Annotated in this window: 2 protein-coding genes; both read right to left on the minus strand. The window is 72.4% G+C overall.

Going from position 1 to position 15,185, the window contains the following annotated elements:
* Window positions 1–55 precede the first annotated feature (55 nt).
* A complete protein-coding gene (locus ACAM42_RS24310) occupies window positions 56–7,432 on the minus strand; it encodes an amino acid adenylation domain-containing protein (protein WP_369629689.1) in 7,377 nt (2,458 codons plus the stop codon).
* Window positions 7,433–15,184 (minus strand): amino acid adenylation domain-containing protein, encoded by a 7,752-nt coding sequence (locus tag ACAM42_RS24315; RefSeq protein ID WP_369629690.1) that lies wholly within the window; start codon window positions 15,182–15,184, stop codon window positions 7,433–7,435.
* Window position 15,185 lies beyond the last annotated feature (1 nt).

Consider the following 15,185-nt stretch of genomic DNA (forward strand, 5'->3'; position numbering starts at 1 on the left):
GTGCCCTTGACGCACGACCCGGCTTCCGGGTCGTGCGTTTTTTTATGCCTGGGTCTCAGGCCGCAAGGGCTTCGACCTCGCCCAGTCGCTCGCCAAGTTGCGTCAACAACACCGGGCTGCGCAGGATCGCGTGGTGATCCTCGTCGAGCGCCGCGGCGCTCGCGAGGTCCGGCTGCCCCAGCTGCAGCGCGAGCGCGGCGCGGTCCGCCGCCGGGCGCCGCGCGATCCACCAGCACTCGGCGTGGCAACGCAGCGGCACGAGCGCCTCGGTCTCGATCGCCTTCAGTTGCTGGCTCACGAGGAAGATGCGGGCCAGCTCGTCGTCGGGCAGGTTCGCGTGCGCCGGCATCTCCAGCGCATCGCCACGGGCCTGCGCCCTGGCACGCGCCTGGGCGATCAGCGCGGCCACCGTCGCCTCGTCGCAGACGAAGTCGTCGATGTCCAGCAGCCCGTCCAGGCGCGCCGCCGGCCAGGCCGAGGCGACAAAGCCAGCAAAGTCGCGGCGGCCGTCGTCATCCACCGTCTGCAAGGGCGCGTCGGGCTCGGGCACATAGGGATCGACCAAGCCGAGGAACGCCACCGCCTGCCCTTCGCCCTCGAGCCGCGCCGCCACGGCCGCCGCGAGCGCGCCGCCGAGCGACCAGCCCAGCAGGTGGTACGGCCCCTGCGGCTGCACGCCACGGACCATGCGGGCGTAGTCGTCGGCCATGCGCGCCAGCGACACGTCGCGGTGCGCGGGGTCGGCGAGCATGCGACACGGCAGGCCGTACACGGTGCGCACGCCCTGCAGGCGGCGCGCCAGCGGCGCGTAGTCGTACACCGTGCCCAGCGCGGCGTGCAGGCAGAACAGCGGCGCCGCTCCGGGCACCACAGCATTCAGCACGACCAGCGGCGGCGCCTCGGCACGCCCGCCCAGCAGCCCCGCGATGGTCGGCGCGCGCAGGAAGTCGTGCAGCTTCAGGTCCAGCGCCGGCAGGCCCAGGCGCCGTGCCTGCGCCATCACCTTCAGGCTCAGCAGCGAATCGCCGCCGAGTTCGAAGAAGTTGTCGTCACGGCCCACGCGTGCCACGCCCAGCACCTCGGACCAGATGCGCGCGAGCGCCTGCTCGGCGCTGCCGCGCGGCGCGTCGTAGCCGTCGCCGCCGGCGAACACCGGCGCCGGCAGCGCATGGCGATCGACCTTGCCGCTCATGTTCAGCGGCAGCGTGTCGAGCACGACGATGGCGGCCGGCACCATGTGCTCGGGCAGCAGCGCCGCGAGGCTGGCACGCAGCTGCGCAGGCTCGATGCGCTCGCCCGCCAGCGGCGACACATACGCCACCAGCCGCGCGCCGCCCGCGCCCTGGCTGGCGACCACCACGGCCTCGCGCACCTGCGGCAGCGCCAGCAGCTGCGCCTCGATCTCGCCGAGTTCGATGCGAAAGCCGCGGATCTTCACCTGGTGGTCGATGCGCCCCAGGTAGGCCATCTGCCCGTCGGCCTCCCAGCGCACGAGGTCGCCCGTGCGGTAGAGCCGGCCGCCCGGCGCGCCGAAGGGGTCGGCCACGAAGCGTTCCGCGCTCAGGCCCGCGCGCTGCAGGTAGCCGCGCGCCAGGCCGTCGCCGCCCAGGTACAGCTCGCCGGCCACGCCGGGCGGCACCTGGTTCATGGCGCCGTCGAGCACATAGGCCGTGCGGTCGCCCACGAGGCGGCCGATGGGCATGTAGGCCGCGTCGAAGCCCTCGCCCGGCGCGGCCTTGGCGATCATCGGCGTGATCACCGTCTCGGTCGGCCCATAACCGTTGACGATGCGCGGCGGCTTCAGCACCGACTGCACCAGCGCGAAGCTGGTGCGCGGCATCGCCTCGCCGCCCACGGTGTAGGAGCGGATCGGCAGCCGGCTCGCGGCCTCGCCCATCAGCTCGGCCATCTGGTGCAGGTAGCCGGGCGTGAAGCAGGCAATCGTGATGCCGTGGCGCGCGATCTCGGCGCAGGTGCGCTCCACCGGCCAGACCTCTTCATCGCGCGGCATCAGCGCCGCGCCGAAGGCCAACGGCACCCAGGTGCGCTCGTGCGCACCGTCGAAGTTGATCGACGCGAACTGCAGCTCGCGGTCCTCCGGCGTCATGCCGTAGGCCTCGCCGATGGACTGCACGTGCATGGCCAGCGGGCCGTGCGCCACGGCCACGCCCTTGGGCTTGCCGGTCGAGCCTGAGGTGTAGATCACGTAGGCCAGGTGGTCGCGGTGCACCGCCACGCCGGGATCGTGCGACGGGCCGTTCGACAGGTCGAGCCTGTCGAGCGTCAGTGCCTTCACCTCGGGCAAGCCGATGCGGTCGAGCACGACGGCATCGTCGGCCAGCAGCAGCGCAACACCGCTGTCTTCCACCATGTAGGCCAGCCGCTGCGGCGGGTAGGCCGGGTCGAGCGGCACGTAGGCGCCGCCCGCTTTCAGGATCGCGAGCAGCGCCACGACCATGTCGGCCGAGCGCCGCACCGCAAGGCCCACGCGCACCTCGGGCCGCACACCCGCGCGCACGAGGTGGTGCGCCAGCCGGTTGGCGCGCGCCTCCAGCGCGGCGTAGCTCAGCGTGTGGTCGCCGAAGATCAGGGCCGTGGCCTCGGGCCGCAGCGCGGCCTGGCGTGCCACCAGCACATGCACCGGTGCGGTGTCTTGGTAGGCGGGCGCGTTCACGCCCCAGGCCTGCAGGCGCTGCGCCTCGTCGGCGGTGTGCAGGTCGAAGGCGACGACCGGGTGCGTGGCCGCCTGAGCGAGGTCGTCCGCCACGCGGCGCACCGCATCGTGCATGTACTGGCACACACGCGCGGCGCCCACCGCCGCATCGACCTGCGCGGTCAGCGCGAAGCCGTCGGCGCGTTCGTTCACCGACAGCGCGAAGGCGTAGTTCGAACGCTCCTGCGCGCCGAGCGTCTCGATGCCTTCCCAGCCGCCGGCACCGGCACCCGCCTCGGGCGCCTGCGCCACGTAGCGGTAGTTCAGCAGCGTCGAGAACAGCGGCGTGCCCTTGGGCACAGCGCTGCAGCGCTGCGCGAGCGACAAGCTCGCATGCTCGTGGTGCAGGAGGCCAGCCAGCGCGGCGTGCGTCTGGCGCACGCAGGCCAGCGCGTGGCTGCGGCCCAGCGTCACGCGCAGCGGCAGCGTGTTGATCATCATGCCGAGCGCGCGCCCCGCGCCCTCGCCGCCTGCGAGCCGGCCGAACAGCACGGTGCCGAACACCACGTCGTCCTTGCCCGTGGTCTTGGCCAGCACCAGCGCCCACGCCAGGTGGAACAGCGTGGCCGCGCTCACGCCGCTGCGCTGCGCCTGCGTGCGCACGGCCTGCGCCAATGCCGCGTCGAGTTCGAGGTGCGCCTCCTCCACGGCCGTGCCGTCGCCGCGCGCATCGAACAGGTCGAACGGCGCGGTCGGTTCACGCACGTCGCCGAGTATGCGGCGGAAGAAGGTCTCCTGCTCGGCCACGTCGGCACCGAGTCGCGCCTGCGCGACGAAGCTGCGGAACGGCACGGGCGCGGGCAGCGCGTCGGCGCGGCCCTGCAGCAGCAGCGTGATCTCCTCGACCAGCAGGTCGCGCGACACATGGTCGAGCGCCAGGTGGTGGCTCGGCAACTGCAGCAACCAGCCGTCGCCCGCCGCATCGTGCGCGGCGATGGCGCGCAGCATAGGCGCGCGGCGCACGTCGAGGCGGTAGTGGCCGGGGCGCACATGCGCTTCGACTTGCGCGGCGACATCGCCTGCGGCGGCGTCGATCGGCAGCCATTCGATCTCGGCGGGCGCATGGCGGTGCACCACCTGCACCGGCTCCGCCAGCCCTTCCCACAGCACCGCGGTGCGCAGCATGTCGTGACGCGCGATGACGCGGTTCAGGCAGTCCATGAACGCGTGGAGCCGCGCTTCGCTGTCGAAGCGCATCTGCAGCGACTGCACGTAGACGTCGCCCTCGGCCTGCATCAGGTGGTGGAACAGCAGGCCTTCCTGCAGCGGCGCGAGCGGGTAGATGTCCTGGATGTTGGCCGCGCCGCCCGGCACGGCGGCTTCGATGCGGCGCAGCTGCGCGTCGTCGAGCGCGACCAGCGGCAGCATCTGCGGCGTGAGCCGTGTGCAGCCGTCGGGGATCGCGTTGTCGGGCACCACCGGCGCCAGGCGCGGCGACACGCCGGCCTCCAACGTGGCGCGCGCGAAGTCGGAAAAACGCGGGTTCTGGAACAGCGTGCGCACCTGCGCGCCGAAGCCCTGCCGGCGCAGTCGCTCGAGCAGCTGCATGGCCAGCAGCGAATGGCCGCCGAGTTCGAAGAAGTTGTCGTTGCGGCCCACGCGCGGCGCGCCGAGCACCTCGGCCCACACGACGGCCATCGCCTCCTCGGCCGCACCTTGCGGCGCTTCCCAGGTGTCGGCCGCCGCAGCGAACACGGGCTCGGGCAGCGTGGCGCGGTCGACCTTGCCGTTGGCGTTCAGCGGCAGCGCCGCGAGCACCGTGATCGCCGACGGCACCATGTACTCGGGCAGCACCTGCGCCAGGCCGTCGCGCAGCGTGAAGGCCTCGACCGGGCGCTGCGCATCGAGGCTCGACACGTAGGCCAGCAAGAGCGCACCGCCTGCACGCTCGCGCGCGACCACCACGGCCTCGCGCACGCCGGGCTGCGCGCGCAGCCGCGCCTCGACCTCGCCGAGCTCGATGCGGAAACCGCGCACCTTCACCTGGTGATCGAGCCGCCCCAGGTACTCGAGCTGCCCGTCGGCGCGCCAGCGCACGAGGTCGCCGGTGCGGTACAGGCGTCCGCCCTCCGTGTCGAAGGGGTCGGCCACGAAGCGCTCGGCGCTCAGGCCCGCTCGGTTCAGGTAGCCGCGCGCCAGCCCCGAACCGCCGAGGTACAGCTCGCCGGCCATGCCGGGCGGCACCAGGTTCATGTCGGTGTCGAGCACCACGGCGCGGCGGTCGCCCACGGGCGCGCCGATGGGCAGGTAGGCGGCGTCGAAAGCAGTGCCGGCATAGGCCTTGGCGATCGTTGGCGTGATCACCGTCTCGGTCGGGCCGTAGCCGTTGATGAGGCGCGGCGGCTGCAGCGTCTGCATCACGCGCTCGCAGGCCACGCGGCCCATGGCCTCGCCGCCCACGGTGTACGAGCGCAGCGTGGGCACGCGCCCGTCCTCGCCGAGCTCGTCGGCCATCTGCTGCAGGTAGCCCGGCGTGAAGCAGGCGACGGTGATGCCGTGACGCCGCATCTCTTCGCGGCTGCGGTGCACGGTCCACAGCTCCTGGCTGCGCGGCATCAGCGTGGCGCCGAAGGCCAGCGGCGTCCAGATGCGCTCGTGCGCGCCGTCGAAGTTGATCGACGCGAACTGCAGCTCGCGGTCGTCCGGCGTCATGCCGTAGGCGCGGCCGATGGTCTGGATGTGCATGCTCAGCGGGCCATGCGCCACGGCCACGCCCTTGGGCTGGCCGGTGGAGCCCGAGGTGTAGATCACATAGGCCAGGTGCTCGGGATGCACCGCGACATCGGGCGCGCTTTCAGGACCCCTGTCGAGCACGCCGCCATCGAGCAGCAGCGCGGGCAGCGCCTGCATCGATGCGGCCAGGCGTTCGCGCACACGCGCCTGCGTGAGCAGCAGCCGCACGCCGCTGTCGGCCGCCATGAAGTCGAGCCGGTCGGGCGGGTAGTCCGGGTCGAGCGGCACGTAGGCCGCGCCGGCTTTCAGCACGCCGAGCAGCGCCACCACCATCTCGGGCGACCGCTCCACTGCGAGGCCGATGCGGTCCTCGGGCTGCACGCCCTGCGCGATGAGGGCGTGCGCGAGCCGGTTGGCACGCCGATCGAAATCGCGGAAGCACATCGGCACGCCATCGACGATCAGCGCCGTCGCCTCGGGCCGCAGCGCGGCCTGGCGCTCGACGAGGCGGTGCACGGGCACCTCGTCCCAGTCGGTGTCCCGGCCCTCGCCCCATTCGCGCAGCTGGGCATGCTCCTGCGGACCAAGCAGCGCCACCTCGCGCAGCGTGCGCGACGGGTCGTCGGCCAGCTGGCGCAGCACCGCGACGTAGTGCGCGGCCATGCGCTCGATGGTCGCGGTCTCGAAGATCGCGCGGGCGTAGGTGAAGCTCAGGCCGAGCGTTCCGTCGGCCTGCTCCAGCGTGTCGAGCGCAAGTTCGAAGGGCGCCGCCTGCTCGTCGAGTTCACAAGGTTCGATGCGCAGGCCTTCGAGCCGGTCGAGCGCGCCCAGGTCCTGCTGCCGGTGGTTGAAGATCACCTGGAACAGCGGCGGGTGGCTCAGGCTGCGCTCGGGCTGCAGCGCCTCGACCAGCTGTTCGAACGGCAGGTCCTGGTGCGCCTGCGCGCCCAGCGCCGCCTCGCGCGCCTGCGCCAGCGCCTCGGCCAGCGTGGTGTGACCGGCCAGCTCGGCGCGCAGCACCTGCGTGTTGACGAACAGGCCGAGGATGCCGGCCGTCTCGGGCCGGTCGCGGTTGGCCACGGGCACGCCGAGCCGGATCTCGCCCTGCCCCGTGTAGCGGTGCAGCAGCGCCTGGAAGCCGGCCAGCAGCACCATGAAGAGCGTCGCGCCCTCGGCGCTCGCGCGGCGGCGCAGCGCCTGTGCCAGCTCGCCCGGCAGGTCGATCCGATGGCGTGCGGCCAGGTACGGCCCCTGCGGCGGACGCGCGCGGTCGGCGGGCAGTTGCAGCAGCGGCTGCTCGGCGCCCAGGTGCTCGGTCCAGTACGCGAGTTGGCGTTCGCCCTCGCCTGCTTCGAGCCAATTGCGCTGCCAGGCGGCGTAGTCGGCGTACTGCAGGGCGGGCGCGGGCGACACGGCGGCGGCATTTCCGTGGCGATGGGCCTGGTACAGCGCGCCGAAGTCGTCGACCAGAAGCTGCATCGACCAGCCGTCGGACACGATGTGGTGCATCACCAGCACCAGCAGGTGCGCGGTCTCTCCGGTGCGCAGCAGGCCCACGCGCAGCAGCGGGCCGCGCGCGAGGTCAAAGGGCGTGCGCACGAGGCGCGCGGCCTCGTCGCGCACCTGCGCGGGGTGGGCGCGCAGATCGGCTTCACGCAGGTCGAGCACCACTTCGGGCGACACGGTCTGCTGCGGCACGCCGTCGTCGCTCACGCCGAAGCGCGTGCGCAGCGACGGGTGCCGCACCACCAGCGCCTGCAGGCTCGCGCGCAGCGCCGCAGGGTCGAGCGCGCCGTGCAGCGTGAGCGCGGCCGTGATGTGCTGCGCCGTGCTCTCGGGGTCCATCTGCCAGAGGAACCACTGGCGCGCCTGCGCGTACGAGGCGGGCCGCGGCGCACCGGGCACGGCGGCCGGGTCGGGCACGATCGGCAGGCGGCCGAAGTCGATGCCCTGCGCACGAAGCGCGGCGATGAATTCCTTCTGCCGCGCCGGTGGCAAACCCGCCAGCCGTTGGGCGATGGCCCTACTGCGTTCGCTACTGCTCACTCAACCCCCCAGACTTTCCAACAATGCATCCATGCGATCGAGATCGCTCTCGGCCTGCGCGGCCTGCTGCGCCTGCGCCGGCCCTTGCGCGTCGAGCGCCTGCGCACACGCCGCCAGGTCTGGCAGCTCGAAGTAGCGCTGCAACGGCAGGTCGATGCCCATCTGCGCCTTGACCTGCTGCCGCAGCTTGAGCACCGCGAGCGAATGCCCGCCCAGCTCGAAGAAGTTGTCGCCGCGCCCCACGCGCGACAGCCCCAGCACCTGCGCCCACAGGCCCGCCAGCGCGGTTTCGGTAGCGCCCTGCGGCGCCACGTGCGCGCGCTCTTCCGCCGCTTCGGGCGGCGGCAGCGCCTGCCGGTCGACCTTGCCGTTGGCGTTCAGCGGCAGCCCCTGCGGCATCGCGACGATGACGCTCGGCACCATGTAGTCGGGCAGCGCCGCCGCCAGCCCCGCACGCAGCGCCGCGGGGCGCAGCGGCTGGCCTTCGGCACCGGCCGCATAGGCCACCAACCGCGCGCCACCTGGTCCTTCCTGCGCCAGCACCAGCGCCTGTCGCACGCCGGGCTGCGCGAGCAGCTGCGCCTCGACCTCGCCGAGTTCGATGCGGAAGCCCCGCACCTTCACCTGGTGGTCGAGCCGGCCGAGGTACTCGAGCTGGCCGTCGCCACGCCAGCGCACGAGGTCGCCGGTGCGGTAGAGCCGCCCGCCATGCCCATCGAACGGATCGGCGACGAAGCGCTGCGCCGTCAGGCCGGCGCGGTGCAGGTAGCCGCGCGCCAGCACCTCGGCGCCGACGCACAGCTCGCCAGCCACGCCGACGGGCACGGGGTTCAGTTGCGCATCGAGCACATGCAGGCGTGCGCTCGATGCCGGTGTGCCGATGGGCGGCAGGTCTTCATCGCCCGCGCCGTCGAGCACGAACTCGCTCACCACGTGCGTCTCGGTCGGCCCGTACTGGTTGATGAGCCGACACTGCGATTCGCGCGCCAGCCACTCGGCCAGCGCGGGCGTGCGCTTGAGCTGCTCACCCGCCGTGACGACCTGGCGCAGCGCCGGCAACCGACGGCCCGAGGCCAGCGACTGTTCGGCGAAATGCTGCAGCACCGAGAAGGTGAGGAACATGCGCTCGACGCCCTCACGGTGCACCAGCTCTTCCAGCGCGTCGAGATCGAGCCGCTGCGCGTCGGTGGTCTGCACTAGGCAGCCGCCGCCGGCCAGCCCGCTGACCATTTCCTGGAACGCCACGTCGAAGCACGGCGAGGCGAACAGCAACGTGCGGCTCGCGCCCGGCAGGCGTTGCAGCTGCCACGCGATGAGACGCGCGACCGCGTCGTGACGCATCGCCACGCCCTTGGGACGGCCGGTGGAGCCCGAGGTGTAGAGCACGTAGGCCAGCTGCTCGCCATGCACCGGCACCGCCGGGTCGTGGTCGGGCCAGTCGGCGATGCCGTCGTCGGTTGCGTCGAGGTCGAAGGCCAGCCGCTGCACGCTCGCTGCGTCGGGCAAACGCGGCATCAGCGCGCGGCGCGTGAGCAGCAGCGAGGCGCCGCTGTCCTCGACCATGTAGGCCAGCCGCTCGGGCGGGAACGCCGGGTCGAGCGGCACGTAAGCACCGCCGGCCTTGAGCACGGCGAGCAGGCCGACCACGGTCTCGGCTGAGCGATCGACCGCGATCGCGACCGGCATGTCGGGCCGCACGCCCTGCGCGATCAGGCGATGCGCCCAGCGGTTCGCAAGTCGGTTGAGTGCCGCGTAGGTCAGGCGATGCTCGGCCGTGACCAGCGCCAGTGCATCGGGGTTCGCCCTCGCCTGCTGTTCGATGAGGTGGTGGACGGACACGACCGCCTGCGGTGCGAATGCACCGCGCGACCAAAGCGACAACCGCTCGCGCTCGGCCGCATCGGCCAGCGTCAGCTGGCCCACAGCCTGCGCCGTATCGCCGGCCAACGCCAGCAGCGCCGCACGCAACTGGCCCACCAGCGCCGCGGCCTGCGCCTCGTCGCACACGTCGAGCGCATGCACGAGGTCGATGTGCAGCGCTGCATCGTCGTGCACCATCAGCGTCAGCGGGTACGAGGTTTCTTCCTTCGTATGCACCGCGCCGAAGCTCAGGCCGGCCGCAGCGTCGCCTCGCAAGGCCGCATCGACCGGGTAGTTCTCGAACACCACCAGCGTGTCGAACAGGCCCTGCCCGCCCAGCCCGGCCCAGGCCTGGATCTCGTGCAGCGGCGTGTGCTCGTGTTCGCGCGACGCGACCTGCGCCCCCTGCAGTTCGCGCAGCCAGTCGCCCACGGGCTGGCCGGGCCGCAGGCGCGCGACCACGGGCAGCGTGTTGATGAACAGGCCCAGCATGCGCTCGGCACCCGGCATCTCGGCGCTGCGGCCGGCGACGGTGGCGCCGAACACGACGGTGCCGGTGCGCGTGCGCTGGCCCAGCAGCAGCGCCCAGGCGGCCTGCACGAAGGTGTTGAGGGTGACGTGCGCGGCGCGCGCGGCCTCGCGCAGGCTGCGCGTGGTTTCGGTGTCGAAGGCCAGACGTTGGTGGGCCTTGCCGGGGCGTGGTGCCACCGGCGGCACCAGTGCGGTCGCCAGGCGCGTCGGTTCTTCCACGCCGGCCAGCACGCGGCGCCAGTGCGCCTCGCCGGCCTGTGCGTCGCGCGCGGCGAGCCACGCGATGTGGTCTCGGAAGCGCCCCGGCACAGGCTCGCCGGCCTGCCCCGCGTAGCTGCGCAGCACCTCGGCCAGCAACTGCGCCACGCTCCAGCCGTCAAGCAGCAGGTGGTGGTAGGTCCAGACGAGGTGATGGCGCTGCGCCTGCGTGCGCGCCAGGGCGATGCGCATGAGCGGCGGGCGCGCGAGGTCGAAGCCGCTCGCACGCTGCGACGCGGCCAGCCGCGCCAGTGCACCTGGCACATCGGCGCTCTCACGCAGGTCTTGCACCACCCACGGCATCTCGGCGCTGCGCGCCACCCATTGCAGCGGCGTGGCCCCGTCGGCCAGGAAGCCGCTGCGCAGGATCTCGTGGCGCGCCAGCACGCGCTGCCATGCGGCGCGGAAGCGCTCGGCATCGAGACCGTCGATGTCCATGCACAGCTGGTTGATGTAAGCCTCGCCCTGCGCATCGACCAGGCTGTGGAACAGCATGCCCGACTGCATCGGCGACAGCGGGTAGAGGTCTTCGAGGTGCGCCACGGGCAGCGGCAGCGCGTCGAGTTGCGCGGCGTCGAGCCCGGCCAGCGGGAAGTCCGACGGTGTGACACCGGAAGCGCCCGAGGTGCAGTGCGCGATCAGCGCTTCGAGTTCGTCGCCGAAGCGGTTCACCCAGCCCTGCACGTCCTTCTGCGCATGCCGCGCCGCGCTGAAGTCCACCGTCAGTTGCAGCGCACCGTCGCGCACCTGTGCATTGACGCTGAATTCGTGCAGCAGCGGTGCGCTCGCGGCGACCGGCTCGCCCGCGTCTTCAGGCGCGAGCGACCACGCAGCCTCGGCCGCACCATCCACCTGCCCCAGGTAGTTGAAAACCAGCTGCGGGCGCGGCAGCGCGCGCAACGCCTGCTGCTGTGCGTCCGTGCCCAGGTGCCTCAGCACGCCATGGCCGAGCCCGCGTTGCGGCAAACGGCGCAGGTCTTCCTTCACGCGCTTGATCGCGTCGCCCCACGCGCCCAGTGGATCGAGCCGCACGGGGAACAGACTGGTGAACCAGCCCGTGGTGCGCGACAGGTCGAGCGCTTTCTGCGCGGGGAGGATGTCTTCGCGGCCGTGCCCTTCGAGCAGGATCGCGAGCTGCGCATGCCCGCTCCAGCCGCACAGCGCGCGCCCGAGCGCGGTGAGCAGCAGGTCGTTGACCTGCGTGCGGTAGGCGGCCGGCGCCGCCTTGAGCAGCGCCTGTGTGCGCTCGCGGTCGAGCTGCCACGCGATGCTGGCGCGGCGCGCCACGGTGTTCACGCCCTCGGGCCGCGCGCAGGGCAACGCCACCGGCACGTCGGCGAAGGCCTGCCAGTGCGCGAGTTCGCCATCCATCGCGGCAGCCTCGCCCTGCAGCGTGCGCGCCCAGGCCTGCAAGCTGGCGCTCTTCGGTGGCAGCACGACCGGCCGGCTGTCGCGGCACTGCGCGTACGCGGTGGCCAGGTCGTCGAGCACGATGCGCCACGACACGCCATCGACCACGAGGTGGTGCGCCGCCAGCAGCAGGCGCCAGTCGCCGCCGGGCAGGCGGATGACCAGCGGACGCAGCAGCGGCCCGTGCGCGAGGTCGAGGCTGCGCTGCGCTTCGTCGCACAGTGCGGCGATCTGCGCGGGGTTCGCTGCATCGCGCACCCAGAGCCATTCCTCGCGCCAGCGCGCCGGCAGGGCCTCGTAGGCCTGCCGCCAGCGGCCATCGGCCGCGCGATGGAAGCGCAGGCGGAAAGCATCGTGGTGCTGCACCACGGCCGCCAGCGCGGCTTCGAGCGCGGGCAGCGCCAGTGGCTCGCGGCCTTGCAGCAGCAGCGACTGGTTCCAGTGATGGCGCTCGGGCATATCGGCCTCGAAGAACGCGGCCTGGAACGGCAGCAGCGGCACCTGGCCTTCGGCTGCGGTCTGCTCGGCTTGCACCGCCGCGCCCACGGGCTCGGCCACGGCCGCCTGCCCCGCGACGGTCTGGCGCTCGAACATCAGGCGCGGCGTGAGCTTCCAGCCCGCCGTGCGCAGCCGCGACACGATCTGCAGGCTCAGGATCGAATCGCCGCCGAGTTCGAAGAAGTTGTCCTGCCGACCCACGCGCGGAAGGCCGAGCACCTCGGCCCAGACCGTTGCCAGAGCCTGTTCGATCTCGCCCTCGGGCGCTTCGTAGGTCTGCGCCCCACCGCGCTCGGGCTTGGGCAGCGACTTGCGGTCGATCTTGCCGTTGGCATTGAGCGGCAGGGCCGGCAGCACGCACAGCAGCGCTGGCACCATGTACTCGGGCAGCACCTCGGCCAGGCGCGCCTTGAGCACGGCCACGTCCAACGCCGCACCGGGCTGCGGCGACACATAGCCGACCAGCCGCGTGCCACCCGGTCCTTCGTCGGCCACCACCACGGCCTCGCGCACGTGCGGCTGGGCCAGCAGCTGCGCCTCGATCTCGCCGAGCTCGATGCGGAAGCCCCGCACCTTCACCTGGTGGTCGATGCGGCCCAGGTACGCCAGCTGGCCGTCGTCGCGCCAGCGCACGAGGTCGCCCGTGCGGTACAGGCGCTCGCCGCTGTCGCTGAAGGGGTCGGCGACGAAACGCTCGGCCGTGAGGCCCAGCCGGTGCAGGTAGCCGCGCGCCAGGCCGATGCCACCCAGGTACAGCTCACCGCCCACGCCCGGCGGCACCGGGTTCAGGCCCGCGTCGAGCACGTAGGTCTTGCAGCCCGCGATGGGGCGGCCGATGGCGACATGGTTCAGCCCGTCGGCGCGGCAGGTCCAGTGCGTCACGTCGATGGCCGCCTCGGTCGGGCCGTAGAGGTTGTAGAGCCCCGCGCCCGGCAGGCGCTCGAACACCTTCGCCTGCGCCTCGGCGGGCAACGCCTCGCCGCTGCAGACGATGCGCCGCAGGCTGGTGCAGGCCTCGATGCCGTCGTGCGCGAGGAAAGCCTGCAGCATCGAGGGCACGAAATGCAGCGTGGTCACGCCGTGCGAACGGATCAGCTCGACCAGGCGTGCCGGCTCGCGGTGATCGCCAGGCGCGGCCACGACAAGGCACGCGCCCTGCATCAAAGGCCAGAAGAACTCCCACACCGACACGTCGAAACCGAACGGCGTCTTCTGCAGCACGGTGTCGCCATCGTTCAACGCGTAGGCGTCCTGCATCCAAGCCAGGCGGTTGTAGAGCGCGTTGTGGCGGTTGGCCGCGCCCTTGGGGCGGCCCGTGGAGCCCGAGGTGAAGATCACGTAGGCGAGGTTCTCGCCATGCAGCGCGACCTGCGGGCACGCGGTGGATTCGCCGGACAGGTCAATTGCATCCAGCGCCAGCATTTGCACATGCGCCGCCACCGGCAGCGCCTCGCGCAGGTGCGACTGCGTGAGCAGCAGCGTCACGCCGCTGTCTTCCAGCATGTAGGCGATGCGCTCGCGCGGCAGTTCGGGGTCGACGGGCACATACGCGCCGCCGGCCTTCAGGATCGCCAGCAGCCCCACCACCATCTCGAGGCTGCGCTCGGCGGCGATCCCCACGGGCATGTCGGGCCGTACGCCCAGGCCGATCAAACGATGCGCGAGCGCGTTGGCGCGCGCGTCGAGTTCGCCGTAGCGCAGCACCGTGTCGCCGAACACCAGCGCGACCGCCTCGGGCCGCTCGCGCGCCTGCGCTTCGATCAGCCGGTGCACGGGCTGCGTGTACGGGCGATGCGGCAGGTTCTCGCTCCAGCCGCGCAGCCGCGCCTCGTCGTCCGCATCGATGAGCACGAGGTTCGCGAGCACGCGGTCGGGGTCGTCCGACATCGCCTGCAGCACGCGCTGGTAGGCGCGCACCAGGCGCTGCGCCGTCGTGGCGTCGAACAGGTCGGTGTTGTATTCGAGCCGCCCGCGCACGCCGTGCGGGTCGATGTAGAAGTCCAGCGACAGGTCGAACTTGGCGCCCGCGTCGTCGAACTCTTCCAACTCGGCGCGCACGCCGGCGAAGTCGAGTGCGACGGCCTCGCCGGCCATCTGCACGCCGAACATGGCCTGGAACAGCGGGCTGCGCGCGGGGTCGCGGCGGTCCTTGCGGCTGGCCAGCAGCACCTCGAACGGCAGGTCGGCATGGTCGAGCGCGGCCAGCGCGTCGGCGCGCACCTGCCGGCACACCTCGCGCAGCGTGCGCCGGGGCGCGAGCCGCGCGCGGAACACCTGCGTGGTGATGAAGAAGCCCAGCAGGTCCTGCACCTCCTCGCGGTGGCGGCCGGCATTGGGCACGCCGATGGCGAAATCATCCTGCCCGCTGCAGCGCGACAGCAGCACCTGCCAGGCCGCGAGCAGCACCACGAACGGCGTGCAGCGTTCGGTGCGGCAGAACTTCTGCAACGCTGCCGCCAGGGCCGGCGGCAGCTCGAAGCCGAGCGCGGTGCCGGCGAAGGTCTGCTGCGCGGGGCGCGCACGGTCGGTCGGCAGATCGAGCGACGGCACCTCGTCGCCGAGGTGGCGGTTCCAGTGGTCCAGCTGCGGCGCGAGCGCCCCGCCCTGCACGCGGGCCCGCTGCCACACGGCGAAGTCGGCGTACTGCACGGGCAGCGGCGACAGCTGCACCGGGCCTTCGCTGCGCAGCGCCAGCGCGTAGGCCGCGCCGAGGTCACGCGCCAGGATCGGGTTCGACCAGGCGTCGGACACGATGTGGTGCAGGCAGACGGTCAGCACATGCCGGTCGTCGGCCAACTTCGCGAGCCGCGCCACCAGCGCGGGCGCGCGGCCCAGGTCGAACACATGCGTCGCGGTGCGGCGCACGAGCGCATCGACAGCGGCTTGTTGCGCTTCGGCGCTCTGGTCCGAGAGGTCGATGCGCTCCAGCGCGAACGGCACCTCGGCCTGCACCACCTGCATCGGCACGCCATCGTGCTCGACGAAGTGCGTGCGCAGGATCGCGTGGCGCGCAATGACCGCCTGGAACGCGCGTTCCAGCGCATCGGCGTCGAGCGCGCCGGTCAGCCGGAACACACGCGGCAGGTTGTAGGCCGTGAGCCCGGGTTCGAGCTTCTGCAGGAAGCACAGCTGCTCCTGCGCATACGACAGCGGCACCGCCTGGGCGTCGTGCACGGTTCGGGTGATCTCGTCCATG

The sequence above is a fragment of the Variovorax sp. V35 genome (assembly GCF_041154465.1).
GTDB lineage: Bacteria > Pseudomonadota > Gammaproteobacteria > Burkholderiales > Burkholderiaceae_C > Variovorax > Variovorax boronicumulans.

What these genes read in the sequence shown, in the direction of transcription:
- ACAM42_RS24315 (WP_369629690.1), bottom strand. Translation starts at nt 15,184, where the DNA reads ATGGACGAGATCACCCGAACCGTGCACGACGCCCAGGCGGTGCCGCTG.